Below are 14,589 nucleotides of genomic sequence, written 5' to 3'. Positions count from 1 at the left end.
CCTCGATGACCAACCATCAGGGAGCCTGCGTTATGAACTTGAATCAATTCAAACGTTATCCGTTGACCTTCGGCCCTTCGCCGATCACCCCCTTGAAGCGTCTCAGCGAACACCTTGGCGGCAAGGTCGAGTTGTATGCCAAACGTGAAGACTGCAACAGCGGCCTGGCCTTCGGCGGCAACAAGACCCGCAAGCTCGAATACCTGATTCCCGAGGCGATCGCGCAGGGCTGCGACACCCTGGTGTCGATTGGCGGCATCCAGTCCAACCAGACGCGCCAGGTCGCCGCGGTGGCCGCGCATCTGGGCATGAAATGCGTGCTGGTGCAGGAAAACTGGGTTAACTACTCCGACGCCGTGTACGACCGCGTCGGCAATATCGAGATGTCACGGATCATGGGCGCGGACGTGCGGCTGGATGAGGCCGGCTTCGATATCGGCATTCGCCCGAGTTGGGAGAAAGCCATGAGCGATGTGGTGGAAAGCGGCGGCAAGCCGTTTCCGATACCCGCCGGCTGTTCCGAACATCCTTACGGCGGCCTGGGCTTTGTCGGTTTCGCCGAAGAAGTGCGGCAGCAGGAACAGGCGCTAGGCTTCAAGTTCGATTACATCGTGGTCTGCTCGGTGACCGGCAGCACTCAGGCTGGCATGGTGGTCGGTTTTGCTGCCGATGGCCGCTCGAAACAGGTGATCGGCATCGACGCTTCCGCGAAGCCCGAGCAGACCCACGCGCAGATCCTGCGCATCGCCCGGCACACCGCCGAACTGGTGGATCTGGGACGTGAGATCACCGAAGCAGATGTCGTGCTCGATACGCGTTTTGCTTACCCGGAATACGGCTTGCCCAACGAAGGCACGCTCGAGGCGATTCGCCTGTGCGGCCGGCTCGAAGGGGTGCTGACCGATCCGGTGTACGAAGGCAAATCCATGCACGCGATGATCGAGAAAGTGCGGCGCGGAGAATTCCCCGAAGGCTCCAGAGTGCTCTATGCGCATTTGGGTGGGGTGCCGGCGTTAAATGCCTACAGCTTTCTGTTTCGTAATGGTTGAGTGATCGACCCGCCAGTGAACGATGGTGAGGTGCGCCTGCTCGTGCTGACTTTGTTCGATAGACAGCGTAAAAGTTGCCTTCGAGCAGGCGATACATCAACAACCTACCGGGGCGCACCACCCCACTATCGAGGACTGGCACATGCAAGCGATTTCACCCTCAGCCATCTGGATCAAAGAGCCGCTGGCCGATGTCGCCGTGGTCATCGTGATCAGCGCTGCGCTGCCCGATTATTTCCTCAAGCGGTTACAGGCTGCCATTGACGGCTGGGACCAAGTGGCGTACCTGCGGGTCGAGCATCCTCAGGAACTGCGGGACAACTGGCTGCGGGTCGAGGGTAATCCGATGGAGTCCAGGCCCGACGCCTGCAGTGAGGCGCATCACTTGCTGCGCTCGGTACCACCGAATTGCTATCTGCTGGATGTTGAAGTCGAGGCAGCGCCTTGCCTCGCCTGGCTGGGCTCTGTGCTGGGACACAAACTGCGCGTGGTTGAGCTGAAAGACCCCGCCGCGTCTGCTGCTGCCGAGGATGCGCAGGTCGAGCAGGTGCTGTCCGCCGTTCGAACCTTGGCGAAAATACTGTTGCAGGAGCGATGCGTGCTCTAACTCAAAAACCAGGCAGTCTTTTAATGATTAAAGGCATTACAGAGAGGAGTTACCGAATCTGGAAGTTGAAGTTGGATTTGCTCAAGTAGTGAGTGGTGCGAAGTAATCAACCAGTTCCATTTATTTGTTGTTATCGGGTTTTATTTATCGCGTCGGCACCGTCTAGTTCTATTTTGCACGTGCTACCTCAATACGTTGAATTGTGACGCGGGTTGCACTTGTTGCTACTCGGGGCGATTGACATGCAGCTGTCCGAATGTATTCTCGGGCCACTAATCCAATCAGCCCATAAAACATTTAGTTTCTGAGTCAGAGGCTCAAAATCATGTGCGCATGACCGATTTTGCGTCCTTGCTAACAATGTTGTTTCGGAATGTATCTTTCTTTAACTGTTCGATGGGTTGTTGTCGCTGATGGCTTCAAAGTATTCGCGGTGCGTTGTTTCGTGCTTCGGACAGGGCCTTATCACGCTGTGCCGATCGCGAGGTTGCAAATGGGTGTTTACGATTATTTTTACTGCGGCTTGAACAATGTTGCCGAAGTGCCCGACATCAAGGCTATCGCCCGAAGCACGGCGCGGCTTGGGATAGACGTGTTGCTCACCGGGGAGACGGGCACCGGCAAGGACACCCTGGCGCAACGCATTCACTCGCTGTCGGGGCGCAATGGCGCCTTTGTCGCGACTAATTGCGCGGCCATTCCCGAATCGCTGGCCGAAAGCGAGCTGTTTGGCGTGGTCAACGGCGCGTTTACCGGCGCCAGTCGCTCACGCAAGGGCTACATCGAAGCGGCGCAGGGCGGCACCTTGTACCTCGATGAGATCGACAGTATGCCGCTGTGCCTGCAGGCCAAGTTGCTACGCGTCCTTGAAGTGCGGGCGATTGAGCGGTTGGGTTCGACCACAGTGATTCCGCTGGACCTGTGCGTGATCGCTTCGGCTCAGCGTTCGCTGGCGGAGTTAGTGGAGCAGGGGGCCTTCAGGCGCGATTTGTTCTTCCGCCTCAACGTCCTGACGATCCGTCTGCCGGCATTGCGCGAGCGCCGCGAGCAGATTGTCCCGCTGTTTTCCCAGTTTGTGGCCGCCTCCGCGCGAGACCTTGGTTGCGCGCCAAAACCGCTGCCGGCAGCACTGACACAAATGCTGCTGTGCCACGGCTGGCCAGGCAACATCCGCGAACTCAAATCAGCGGCCAAGCGCTTTGTGCTGGGGCTACCTTCCCTGGGCATCAATACCGCCGCCGCTGCGCAGGGACGTTCATTGAAGGGGCAGTTGCAAGTCATCGAAAGAATATTGATTCAGGAAGCGTTAAAGCGCCACGGGCACTCAATAGATGCCGTCAGTCTGGAACTGGGAGTGCCGCGCCGCACGCTGTACCACCGGATCAAATCGCTGGATGTCTTGGGCAAATCCGCCGCGCTCAAGGGGCGGTGAAGTATGTAGCGCTGGTGTGCATGAATACGCAGAGTTCAACAGCAGTTTATGCAAACTCTTGCACAGCTCAGCTGATTGCTGCAAATAAACGCCATATATAACAGGCACTTATTTATTGCCTGGTGTTGGCACACATATCGCTCTTACCGCTGGACTTGCCGTCATTAGGTTTTGTCCATGTGTGGTTTCAACATGATCGATTACCCGGCTGACACGTCCGTCCTCCGGCAGCTCGATCACCAGTTAATGCAAAAAGTACGATTGTTCATCAAAGCCAGAGTCGCCAACCTCGATGACAGTGAAGACTTGCTACAGGCGACCTTTCTGGAAGCGCTGCGTAACGAACATAAGTTCCGCAATGATTCATCGTTGCTGACCTGGCTCTGCGGGATTGCCTTGAACTTAATTCGCAGTCATTTCAGGCGCCTCTACAAACAACCTTTTCATGAGGACCTGCAGGACAGAGAAGTGCTGGACATGGCTGACAGCCGAGACCTGGTGGCCGACGTAGGCAGGTTCCGTGAGTTAGAGCGCGTGGCCCAGGCACTGGAAGGCATGCCGACGTACATGCAGGAAGTGATTCGGGTGGCGATGGAAACCGGCGGCAATTATCTGGATACCTCGGTCCAGCTCGGCGTGCCGATCGGCACCGTTCGCTCACGCCTGTCACGGGCGCGGGTGCTGCTGAGGCAAAAGGTAAGGAACGTTGAGTGAATCGGTCCGGCGGCAGTAAGGGCTTGAAAGCAAAGGAACTTGTTTGGCTTTCCCAACCACGCATTAACGAGGTCGGTTGCCACGTCGCTGCCTGGCCTGTCGAGTGGCGGAGCTCATCCGATGACTCGAACCGCACGCCAGACCTACCGAACGAACAACGGACCCGAACACATCCCATGAACGCATCACCGGTAAAGGCATTCGGTATGAAGATAGCTGGCAAAACCCTCCTGGCCCTGTCGCTGACAGGCGTGATGGCAAGCGCCGCCCAGGCGGACGACAAGGTGCTGCACGTCTACAACTGGTCGGACTACATCGCTCCGGACACGGTCAAGAAGTTCGAAGCCAAGTCAGGGATCAAGGTGGTTTACGACGTCTTCGACAGCAACGAAACCCTCGAAGCCAAGTTGCTCGCGGGTAAGTCCGGCTACGACATCGTCGTGCCGTCGAACAACTTCCTGGCCAAGCAGATCAAGGCCGGCGCCTACCAGAAACTCGACAAATCCAAGCTGCCCAAGTGGGCGAACCTCAACCCTGAACTGCTCAAAGCCGTGTCCGTCAGTGATCCTGGCAACGAATATGCTTTTCCGTACATGTGGGGTTCGATCGGCATCGGCTTCAACGCCGATAAAGTCAGGGCTGCCCTGGGCGCTGACGCCCCGACCAATTCCTGGGACTTGCTGTTCAAACCGGAAAACGCCGCCAAGCTGAAAGCCTGTGGCATTACTTTCCTCGATTCTCCGACCGAGATGATCCCGGCGGCGCTGCACTACCTCGGCTATCCGACCGACAGCCAGGACAAAAAACAACTGGCCGAAGCCGAGGCGCTGTTCCTGAAAATCCGTCCTTCGGTGCGTTACTTCCATTCGTCCAGATACATCTCCGACCTGGCCAACGGCGATATCTGCGTGGCCGTGGGCTACTCCGGCGACATCTACCAAGCCAAGGCCCGCGCGGCTGAAGCCGGTGACAAGGTCCAGGTCAGCTATGCCATTCCGAAAGAAGGCGCCGGCACGTTCTACGACATGGTCGCCATCCCCAAGGACGCGGAAAACGTTGCCGGTGCGCACCGCTTCATGACCTTCCTGATGCGACCGGAAATCATGGCGCAAATCACCAACGAGGTGCGCTTCCCGAACGGTAACTCGGCGGCCACCGCGCTGGTCGACAAAGACATCACCAGCGACCCGGGCGTGTACCCACCGGCAGAAGTGCTGGCCAAGCTGTACGCGATTGCCGATTTGCCGGCCGCGACCCAGCGGATCATGACGCGCAGCTGGACCAAGATTAAATCCGGCAAATAAACGGACGTGAAGTGCAGGCCTGTTGTGGTGGCCCGTGGAGGGGCGGCAACAGGCTTCAGACATGGCGAGAAGGAAGCGCTAGCGGATTTCCAAGGGCCGTTCCAAAGAAAAATATCTCTCTAACGCTCAGCTGTAGATAGGGTTTTTTGTGTACCGACAAGCGCATTACTTAGCCGAAAACATTCACGAGCTGTTGCCCCGGGTCTGGGCATTTTCCTACCGGGTGCTGGGCAGTCAAGGGTGTGCGGAGCGTACCGTGTACCTGGCGTCCGAACGGGCCTTCGAACGGGTTCACGCCTGGCCGGCCAAGTTGCCGGTATTTCACTGGCTGGTCTCGAATCTGTACCACGTCTGGAACGACCAAGGCGTCAACTGTTTCGCCCGTGGGCATGCGGTCACTGTCAAACGGCGGGTTTGCGATTCGGATTGCCCGGCCGGCGACGCATTCCGCTCTGATGTATTGGGTAAATTGACCCAGCAAGAACGGCTGATTCTGATACTGATCTATCACGAGAAACTCGAAGCGGCGCAAGTGGCGGCCATGCTCGACATGCAGGTCGCCACCGTCATCACTCACTGTTCCAACGCACGGCGAGCACTGCAATAGACTGTCTGGCAATCGCTGTCAGGTCGGGGTGAATTGCGGATTTTCGTCAACATCACCAGGCTGTTTGGGTCCACCGGTCAACTCATACTTCTGTAAGGTCGGGACCAGGCCATCGTAGAACTTGTCCTGATCGGCATCACGCCGGACGACGACCACCAGCGGCACGACAATCCCGGCCACCACACCGATGACCGCGGTCGCCATGCCAAGGATGCTCGCTGCGCTGCCGGCCAGAGTGCCGGCCAGGCTGGTGGAACTGCCAAACAACCCGACAGCGCCTTCAATGATGGATGCCACGGCCGCACCGGTGGCCAAAATGCCGCTGGTCAGGGAGAAACCGGCGTTGAGTTTGTCGCCGCTGAACGCCGCATTGACCCCGCTGATGATGCTGAACACCCCGCCAATGAAGCTGCCAGCGCCGCCGACGATCTTGCCGACGTTGCCCATGGCCTGGATCTGCGCATCGCTGAACGGTCCCTTGCCCCGCAGGAACACGCTGCTGTTGGGCACCGGTTTCCAGTCACGGCCGTAACCCGCTTCCTTGGCGTACTTCGATCCGCCTTCCATCAGCAGCCCGGCGAACTGCATGCCGGCGGACACGCGCAAGGCGTTGTCAGTCGGGGTGTTGCCGCCGCTGGTGGAACGCACGGTCAGCACCGCACCGGCCAGCAATGCGCTGCCAATGTGCAGCAGGCCCTGTTTGTAAGTGTCAGAAGCATCGGCTTTGAAGCTGTCGATCGACTTGGGCAGCGCATCGCTGATTTTCTGGCCCTGGCGCTCCAGGTCCCAGGTCGAACGGATCATCGACACCACGTCACCGGCGGCGATCGGTTGGCCTGCCGCATCCTTGAACATGTCCGGGTTATCGGCCATGGCCTTGTCGATGATGTCTTTGGTCTTGGCCTCGTCGAAATCGCCGTTGGCATCGCCGAAAATCTGTTTCATCACCTCATCGTTGGCGCCGTCCACCAGGGTTTCGGACAGCTTTTGCGAGATGATTTGCTGGGTGACATCGGCGTCTTCGGGGCTGACCTTGTCGCCCAGGTAAGCCCTGTACATCGTAGCGTCGCTGGAGAACTTGGCGATCACCGCTGCCGGGTCGGCCTTGTCGCCATTCAACTCGCGATCCTTGGCCAGGGCGTCATCCAGAGCTTTGCCGGTAACGATGTTTTCGCGGAAATACTGCTCGATCCGCTCACTCTTGCCGGAGTTGTTGGCGAGGGTGGCCAGGTCGATTTCACCGCTGCCACCCAGGGCCATGTCGGTGAGATTGGCGTCGGTCGCGGCCAGGTACAAGGCGTCCGTCAGGGGCAGAGGCTTGCCGTCGGCGCCCTTGCGCTCAAGGCTGGTGTTGAGCACGTTGCCGCTGTTGATCTCGCGATCCTGATAATGCTGCAGCTCGATCTTCAGCGCCGGGTTGGCATTGACGATGTCGCGCATGCCGGCGCCCTGGTTCTGCGCGAAAAACCGCTGCACGTCCGGGTCGGCGGACAGCGTGGTGATCGCCGCGTCCAGTTGCGCAGTGACCTTGGCCTTGTTCGGGTTGATCCCGCGCAGGTCTGATTTTGTTTGCGAGTACAGATCGGAATCATCCGTGGGGCTGGCGCTGACTTCCATGCGCACTCGCGCGTCGGTGATTTCGGTGAGCACCGCCGCTTTGGTTTTGCCGTCGTAGTTTTCCGGGTGTTCGAGCACGTCCTTGGTCAGCGTCGAGGTGTCGACGTCTGCTATCGAGTTTCGCGCCGAAGCGTTGCTGAGCATCATTAGCACGCCGTGGTCGTCCCCCGGTGCCTGGGTGGCCACCCACGTGGTGATGTTCTTCGGCTGCGCGATGCTGTCGCTGCTCATCAAGGCCGGGTGATCGCCGCCGTTGTCGAGCTGGCGGTACATGCCGGGGCTCGACCAATAACCGGCGGCACCGGTCAGGGATTTGCTCAGGGCCGCATCGCCTTCGATAGCGTCGAGGTTGCTGGTGTTGAGATCGCCGACGCTGGTGCGGCGGTTCTCGCCCTGCATCTCCGGGCCGGCGTTGCTGACCAGCGAATGGTTGGCGGCGACCAACAAGGCCGAGCGGGCGTTTTCCCTGGCCAGCGGCGTAGCATTCGGGTGCGCCTTGAGAAAGCTGTTGTAGGCGCTGGACGCGGCCGCGAGGTCTTTGTCCGCCTGGTTGGCGAAACTTTTCACATTGTCGCGGGTGATTACTCCGTCGCTCTTGCCGTAGCCACCGGCATCCAGCGCGGCCATCAGGTTCGGGCTGCTGGCGAGGTATTTCAGGGTGGCTTGGGCTTCCGGCGGCAGAGTCGACGGCGGGTTGGCGAAGTCGATTTTTTCGCCATTCAGGTTCCACTTTTCCCAGTTTTCGTCGAGCAATTTGGCCGCCGCGCGGGGCCGATTGAGATCCATCTGTTCCTGGCTGGGTGCGCTGTCGCTGGTGTAGACCAACCGGTTCCAGTCCTTGGCGCCGACGCCGTATTTGGAGTTGTCGATCAGGTCAGTGTCTACCGCCCCTGCTGCACCGGACAGGGCATTGGCCTCTTTGACTTTCTGGTCGTAAAGGTCCGGGGTGATATGTTTCGAGACAATGACTTTCTCGCCAGCGGTGGTTTCATAGCGGATCAGGTCGTGGCCCAGGTCCTCCGGTTTCCCGGTCAGTGCAGAGGTGCTGGCAGGTTCACGACGTTGCGCCAGACGGTAACCGTCCGCCTGGCTCTGGTTAATGATGGCCATCGCATCGCTGTCGGAGCTTACCTGCTCATACAACGACCGATTCACTTCGCGGCTGACGATGATTTTTTGGCCCGAAAAGGTCTCGTACCGAATCAGCCCCGGGCCGATTTCCTCGGCATCGCCAAGGAACTTGTAATCCCCCAGGCCCGGCGCCACATCACCGGCCTGGGCCAGCGAGTAACCTTCGGCCATGGACGCGTTGATGGCGTTGACCGCGTCGGTTTTGCTGGCCATGGCGTCGAACAAATACGGGGTGGCTTGCTTGACGATAATCAGCGTGCGGTTGTCGCGGGTTTTCAGTTCCAGCACGTTGTCCGAGCGCTTGTCGATCGAAGCGATGTTCTCCAGCGGCACGCCGGTGTTGCCCCGTGGCGCGAGGTTCGGATCGTCCAGACGCTTGAGCGCTTCCTGATCGCCGGTGGCCTCGACTTCAGCCTTGATCGCCGCTTTATCGGTGGGCACAGGGTAGGTCTTGATGCCTTGCGCGGTAAGCACCAGCGGCTTCTTGCCGGCATCGTCCGCGAGGGATGGCGGGAGACTGGCCAGGGCGCGAGTGATCGCAGTCTCAAAGGTGCGCCGCACGGCATTTGGCTGAGTGTTGGCGGCGGGTTGTACTTTGAGCGGAGGCGTCTTCATGGTTCCAATTCCCTTTTGCATTGACCGGCGAGCGCAGGTGTGTGAGGCGTTGGGATTGGAGTCTAATCAGGCGACTTACGGTGCGGAGACGGTTCGCAGAGGTTTCACGGTTTTTTAACAGAGGCGGCACAAGCCGGAGTGAGTGAAGCAGCACGCCGATCAGCGCGTCGGGAAATACAACGAAAAGCGAATCCGCCCCGGCGTCGGCTGTTGCACATCGACCTTGCCGCCATGCAGCTGCATGATCGCCGTGACGATGGCCAGGCCCAGACCGTAAGAGTCCGAGCTTTGGTGGCGAGAAGCGTCGCCGCGGTAGAAGCGGTCGAATAGTTTGTTCAGCGTTTCGTCGCTGAGCACTGGTCCCTGATTCTCCACGTCAATGCGCCAGCCGCCATCGATCGCCATCGCACGCATGAGGATTTCGCTGCCTTCGTCGGCATAGCGCACGGCATTCGCCACCAGGTTGCTCAGGGCCCTACGCAGCAGCAACGGGTCGGCGCTGACGCTGCCGTCACCGGTGATGTGCAGGGTCATGTGCCTTTCTTCGGCCAGGCCTTCGAAATAGCCGGCGATGCGCTGCAGTTCATCCTGCAGCGACAGCCATTGCGGCTCGACCACCGATTGCGCTTCATCGGCGCGGGCGAGGAACAGGATGCTTTCGACGATGCGCGAAATGCGCTCCAGTTCTTCCAGGTTCGAGGCGATCAGCGCCTGATATTCATCTTCGCTGCGGGACTGGCGCAAAGCGACCTGGCAGTGGCCCATCAACGAGCCCACCGGGGTGCGAATTTCATGCGCCAGGTCGGCGGAAAACTGCGTTAAACGTTGATAACCGTTGGCCAGGCGATCAAGCATGGCGTTGTAGGCGTCGCTCAGTTGTTGCAGCTCCACCGGGGTGTCCTGGCTGTCCATGCGGCTGTCGAGTTGCTTGGGCGTGATGTTCGCCGCGTGCGCGGCCATGTTGCGCAACGGCCGCAGGCCGCGACGCAGCAGCACGTAACCGAGCAGCGCGGTAAGCAGGAACGCCAGGGTCACCGCCAGGTAGATGCGCTCGCGAAACGCCGCGAGCATGGCCATTTCCTTGCCCATCAGATGCGCGGCGGTCAGGCGCACTTCGCGGCCGCCGGAAGTGGTCTGCACAGAGGCGGCGCGCAACGGTGCGCCGGACGCGGTCATGCCGCTGCGCAAGTCAGTGACGCTCACCGCCGTGCCATGGCTGACCACGGGCAGATCGGGCAGGCTGACTTCCAGCGGGTTGACCCTGACCACCGGCGGCTCGCCCGGCTCGCCGATGATGAAGATGTCGTCTTCGCTGTCGAGCATGTTCTTGAAAATCTGCGGACTGTCGCGCAGCTTGTCGAGGGTCAGCTCGTAATGCAGCAGCTTGCGAAAATGCTCGAGCCGACCCATCACCGCGTGATCGCTGTAGATCAGCACCGAAGCTTTCATCGACTGGTAGAGATAAAACCCGGCACCGGCCACTGCGAGCATGGCCACCAGCGAGAAGGCCAGGGTCGAGCGCAGGGTCAGGGATGGCTGGCGTCGGGTCCGCATGGCCGCACCTCGCACACGTAACCGATCCCGCGGATGGTGTGGATCAACTTGACCGGGTAGGGCACGTCGACCTTGCTGCGCAGGCGCTTGACTGCCACGTCGACCACGTTGGTGTCGCTGTCGAAATTCATGTCCCAGACCTCCGAGGCAATCTGCGCACGGGACAGCACATCGCCTTCACGACGCAGGAACAGGTGCAACAGGGCGAATTCCTTGTTGGTCAGCACGATCACTTGCTGCTGGCGGGTCACGCGGCGGCGCACCAAGTCCAGCTCCAGGTCGGCGATGTGGAAATGATCGGCTTCCCGCACCACGCCACGGCGCAGGATGGTGCGGATGCGCAACAGCAACTCGGTAAAAGAAAACGGCTTGACCAGGTAATCGTCGGCGCCAAGTTCCAGGCCCCGGATGCGGTCATGCAGCTGATCCCGTGCGGTGAGGAACAGCACCGGCACGTCCAGCTTGGCGCGCAGCAGCTCCATGATCTGGAAGCCGTCGATGCCCGGCAGCATCACGTCCAGCACGATCAGGTCGTAAGGGGTTTGCAGGGCCATGTGCAAGCCATCGGCGCCGTGCTGGGTCCAGTCGACGTTGTAGCCGGACTCGCCGAGGCCCTTTTTCAGGTACTCGCCGGTTTTGGTGTCGTCTTCGATCAGCAGGATATGCATGGTCAGGGGCGCTCGGTTTGCTCTGGCGCGGGTTGCCGCCCGCAGTAATGGCGTATGGAGGCGTGCAGTGTAACCAGCGGCGGCCGCGGTGTCGGTTACATTTCTGTCATTCGGCACGGCGCGACGGCGAATGACAAAAATGTCATCCGGCAGTCATTCTCAGGTCCCGGTTGTGCGCCGAAGATGGTCCCACATCAACCCGTGAGGAATCATCGCAATGAAGTTGAAGACCACACTGTCCACCACGTTCGGTTTGCTGATGCTCAGCGCCGCGGTCATGGCCACCGCCGCCGATATGCCCGTGATCAAACCGCTGCGTGGCACCGTAGAAAGTGTCAGCAACAACACCTTGACCTTCACCACCCGCACCGGCGCCCAGCAGTCCATCGGCCTGACGGACAAGACTGGTATTGCCCGGGTGTCGAAGGCCGACCTCGATTCGATCAAGACCGACAGCTTCGTCGGCTCGGCAGCCACCCCGCAGGCGGACGGCACGCTCAAGGCCCTGGAAGTCACCGTGTTCGAGGCCAGCCTCAAGGGCAGCGGCGAAGGTCATTACGGTTGGCAGAATGCCGACGGCAGCACCGGCACCATGACCAATGGCACCGTGGGCAAACTGTCCAAAGCCAACGGCCGCACCCTGACCGTCAACTACAAGGGCGGCGAGAAGCAACTGGTGGTGCCGGCCGATGTGCCTATCGCCTATGTAGAACCGGGCAAGGCCGATGAGCTGGTCAAGGGCGCCAAAGTCGTAGTGTTCCCGGCCGAGGGCGGCACCACTGCACGGGGCATCGCGGTCGGTAAGGATGGCTTCCAGCCTCCGATGTAACGCACGAAACGGTTGCAGCGATACCCGCTGGGGCGGGCATCGCTGCGTCCATTATTTGTTCAGAGACGGTTAACCATGAACACCAAACCCATCCATCGCTGGCCGGTTCGCCTGACCCATTGGCTGAACGCGGTGGGCATGCTGTGCATGTTCATGAGCGGTTGGGCGATCTACAACGCCTCGCCGCTGTTTGCGTTCAAGTTTCCGGTCGCGTTGACGGTCGGCGGCTGGCTCGGCGGTTCACTGGCCTGGCACTTCGCGTTCATGTGGTTGCTGCTGATCAACGGCCTGATCTACGGGGTGTACGGACTCTTCAGCCGGCATTTCAAGCGGGATTTTTTGCCGATCAGCGTGACCGCGCTCAAGCACGACGTGAACGCCGCGCTGCGGTTTCGTCTGGTGCACGAGAAGGGCGTTTATAACGCCGTGCAACGCCTGATGTACTGGCTGGTGCTGGCCGCCGGCGTGCTGGTGGTGATCTCGGGCGTGGCGATCTGGAAGCCGATTCAACTGCAAGAACTGGTTGCGCTGCTGGGCGGCTATGACATTGCCCGGTATGTGCATTTCGCGGCGATGGCGGCGATTGGCGCGTTTGTGGTGGTGCACTTGATGTTGGTGCTGCTGGTGCCGAAAACCTTGTTGCCGATGATCACGGGCGGCGTAACGCCGATTGACAGCGGGAAGACCCGACCATGACTGAGCCGAAAAAACGCGCGACCCAGCGCATCATTCTTGAGCCGGCGCAACAGCTGCAACTGGAAAGCCTGCAGCGCCGTCACTTCCTGCGCGGTGGCTTGACCGTCGGCGCCATGGCGATGCTCAGCGGCTGCAACCTGCAGGACGGCGACCAGGTCGACAAGGTGCTGTGGGCCATGTCGCGCTGGAACGACCGGGTGCAAGCCTGGTTGTTCAGCGGGCAGAAACTGGCGCCAACCTACAGCAAGGCGCAGATGACCACGCCATTCCCGTTCAACGCGTTCTATGGCCAGGATGACATCCCGGAAGTGGACCTCGCTGATTACTCGCTGGCGGTGTCCGGGCTGGTCCGGGACAAGGCGCCGTGGACCCTCGAAGGCCTGCGCAAGTTGCCGCAGCGCACCGACATCACCCGGCTGATCTGCGTCGAAGGCTGGAGCGCCATCGGCCAATGGGGCGGCGTGCCGCTAAAAACCTTCCTGGAACATATCGGCGCAGACACCACCGCCAGATTCGTCGGTTTCAAGTGTGCCGATCGCTACTACTCCAGCCTCGACATGCCGACCGCCCTGCATCCACAAACCCTGCTGGCGCTGGACTACGGCGAAGTGGCATTGCCGCCGGAATACGGCTATCCACTGCGAGTCCGCGTGCCAACCAAACTGGGTTTCAAGAACCCCAAGCACATCGTCGAGATTTTCGTCAGCAACGAGAACCCGGGCGGTTACTGGGAAGATCAGGGCTACAACTGGTTCAGCGGCAGTTGATGGAAACGGCGGTTGCGAGGGTGGCGCCGGTCGGCCAGTATTAAGACTTTCCGCCCGCAGCGAGCCCGTCATGATCCGCCCAGCCCAAGCACGCGACGAATCCGCCATCCGCGAGTGCGCCGAACAGGCCTACGCCCGCTATGTGCCGGCCATTGGCCGTAAGCCCGCGCCGATGCTGGCGGATTTTGCCGCGCAGATCGCGGCGGGCGTGGTGTATGTCGCGACCGACGACCACGGGACTTTCCAGGGCTTCGTGGTGTTTTACCCAGAGGACGGACATCTCCTGTTGGAGAACGTCGCCGTGCTGCCCAGTGCGGCCGGGCAGGGTGTGGGCAAGTCGCTGATCAGTTTTTGCGAAGACACTGGCCGGCAACTGGGCATGAGCACGGTGCAGCTCTACACCAATGAGAAAATGACCGAGAACCTCGCGATCTATCCCCGGCTCGGCTACGTCAACGTGGGGCGTCGCACCGAGGACGGGTTTAACCGCGTCTATTTCGAGAAGCGCCTGGTGGCCTCTACACCATCAACTTCCGACTGAATTTGGTTTCCATCACGATGTGCGAAGCGGTGTGCGCCACGCCCTTGATCATGTTGATCCGGGTCAGTTCGGCGTTGAGTTCGCTCAGGGTCGGGGTGACGAGGTGGATGATGAAGTCGGATTCGCCAGAGACCGCGTACACCGCCTGCACCGATTCCATTTTACGCAGCGAGGTCATGACGTCGGTGTAGCTCTTGTTGGTGCAGGAGGTCATGGTGAAGCAGTTGATGGTTTGCTGCAGCCGGTCCTGGTCGATGCGCACGCTGTAGCCGGTGATCACCCCGGCCTTTTCCAGGCGAGTGATGCGCTCTTGCACCGACGAGCGCGACACCCCGAGTTTGCGCGCCAGGGAGGCGGTCGGCTCCCGCGCGTTGTCTTGCAACAGGCCTAGCAATTGCCGGTCCTTGTCGGTCAGGTTGAACAACGGGCCGGGATTCGGTGCATCCATGGACACTGGC

The 14,589-nt window shown here is 60.2% G+C and carries 14 protein-coding genes; 10 read left to right on the top strand and 4 right to left on the bottom strand.

Annotation, left to right across the window (positions count from 1 at the left end; translation table 11 throughout):
- Window positions 1–32 precede the first annotated feature (32 nt).
- The 6 genes from RG836_RS13495 (at window position 33) to RG836_RS13470 (ending at window position 5,713) form a co-directional block, all read left to right on the top strand.
- Complete coding sequence (locus RG836_RS13495) at window positions 33–1,049, top strand: 1-aminocyclopropane-1-carboxylate deaminase (protein WP_310846088.1); 1,017 nt, start codon at window positions 33–35, stop codon at window positions 1,047–1,049.
- A 142-nt stretch (window positions 1,050–1,191) separates the two neighbouring features.
- Window positions 1,192–1,656, top strand: coding sequence for a transketolase (locus tag RG836_RS13490; RefSeq protein WP_310846086.1), 465 nt, complete (start codon window positions 1,192–1,194; stop codon window positions 1,654–1,656).
- A 493-nt stretch (window positions 1,657–2,149) separates the two neighbouring features.
- Entirely contained in the window at window positions 2,150–3,088 is a 939-nt protein-coding gene (locus tag RG836_RS13485; protein ID WP_310846084.1) for a sigma 54-interacting transcriptional regulator, read from the top strand.
- A 192-nt stretch (window positions 3,089–3,280) separates the two neighbouring features.
- The gene (locus tag RG836_RS13480) at window positions 3,281–3,802 is read left to right on the top strand and encodes an RNA polymerase sigma factor (RefSeq protein WP_310846082.1); all 522 of its coding nucleotides are present in this window, start codon (window positions 3,281–3,283) and stop codon (window positions 3,800–3,802) included.
- Window positions 3,803–4,008: 206 nt separating this feature from the next.
- On the top strand, window positions 4,009–5,106 hold the full coding sequence (locus RG836_RS13475; protein WP_310846080.1) for a polyamine ABC transporter substrate-binding protein: 1,098 nt from the start codon (window positions 4,009–4,011) through the stop codon (window positions 5,104–5,106).
- Between the two features lie 256 nt (window positions 5,107–5,362).
- A complete protein-coding gene (locus tag RG836_RS13470) occupies window positions 5,363–5,713 on the top strand; it encodes an RNA polymerase sigma factor (protein ID WP_310846077.1) in 351 nt (116 codons plus the stop codon).
- An 18-nt stretch (window positions 5,714–5,731) separates the two neighbouring features.
- On the opposite strand, the gene RG836_RS13465 is transcribed toward RG836_RS13470, so the two are convergent.
- From RG836_RS13465 to RG836_RS13455, 3 genes are all read right to left on the bottom strand, one after another.
- Window positions 5,732–9,076 (bottom strand): type III effector HrpK domain-containing protein, encoded by a 3,345-nt coding sequence (locus RG836_RS13465; RefSeq protein ID WP_310846074.1) that lies wholly within the window; start codon window positions 9,074–9,076, stop codon window positions 5,732–5,734.
- 159 nt (window positions 9,077–9,235) lie between these two features.
- On the bottom strand, window positions 9,236–10,630 hold the full coding sequence (locus RG836_RS13460) for a heavy metal sensor histidine kinase (protein ID WP_310846072.1): 1,395 nt from the start codon (window positions 10,628–10,630) through the stop codon (window positions 9,236–9,238).
- Complete coding sequence (locus RG836_RS13455; RefSeq protein ID WP_310846069.1) at window positions 10,603–11,298, bottom strand: heavy metal response regulator transcription factor; 696 nt, start codon at window positions 11,296–11,298, stop codon at window positions 10,603–10,605. Before RG836_RS13455 ends, RG836_RS13460 begins: the two co-directional genes overlap by 28 nt.
- A gap of 223 nt (window positions 11,299–11,521) precedes the next feature.
- Between RG836_RS13455 and RG836_RS13450 the strand changes: the two genes are divergently transcribed.
- The 4 genes from RG836_RS13450 (at window position 11,522) to RG836_RS13435 (ending at window position 14,131) form a co-directional block, all read left to right on the top strand.
- On the top strand, window positions 11,522–12,127 hold the full coding sequence (locus RG836_RS13450; protein ID WP_310846541.1) for a hypothetical protein: 606 nt from the start codon (window positions 11,522–11,524) through the stop codon (window positions 12,125–12,127).
- 75 nt (window positions 12,128–12,202) lie between these two features.
- Window positions 12,203–12,823: a cytochrome b/b6 domain-containing protein gene (locus RG836_RS13445; RefSeq protein WP_310846067.1), complete on the top strand. Its 621-nt coding sequence runs from the start codon at window positions 12,203–12,205 to the stop codon at window positions 12,821–12,823.
- Window positions 12,820–13,590 carry a molybdopterin-dependent oxidoreductase gene (locus RG836_RS13440; protein ID WP_310846064.1) on the top strand — a complete coding sequence of 257 codons (771 nt, stop codon included), beginning with the start codon at window positions 12,820–12,822 and terminating at the stop codon, window positions 13,588–13,590. The genes RG836_RS13445 and RG836_RS13440 overlap by 4 nt, the downstream gene beginning before the upstream one ends.
- Window positions 13,591–13,660: 70 nt before the next feature.
- The gene (locus tag RG836_RS13435; RefSeq protein WP_310846062.1) at window positions 13,661–14,131 is read left to right on the top strand and encodes a GNAT family N-acetyltransferase; all 471 of its coding nucleotides are present in this window, start codon (window positions 13,661–13,663) and stop codon (window positions 14,129–14,131) included.
- Here the strand turns inward: RG836_RS13435 and RG836_RS13430 are convergent.
- On the bottom strand, window positions 14,109–14,579 hold the full coding sequence (locus RG836_RS13430; RefSeq protein ID WP_310846059.1) for an Lrp/AsnC family transcriptional regulator: 471 nt from the start codon (window positions 14,577–14,579) through the stop codon (window positions 14,109–14,111). The two genes, RG836_RS13435 and RG836_RS13430, sit on opposite strands and share 23 nt — an antisense overlap.
- Window positions 14,580–14,589 lie beyond the last annotated feature (10 nt).

The sequence above is a fragment of the Pseudomonas rhizozeae genome, from assembly GCF_031583775.1.
Lineage (GTDB): Bacteria > Pseudomonadota > Gammaproteobacteria > Pseudomonadales > Pseudomonadaceae > Aquipseudomonas.
The sequence above is the reverse complement of the archived record's forward strand: the minus strand, read 5'-3'. Positions and strand labels throughout refer to the sequence as shown.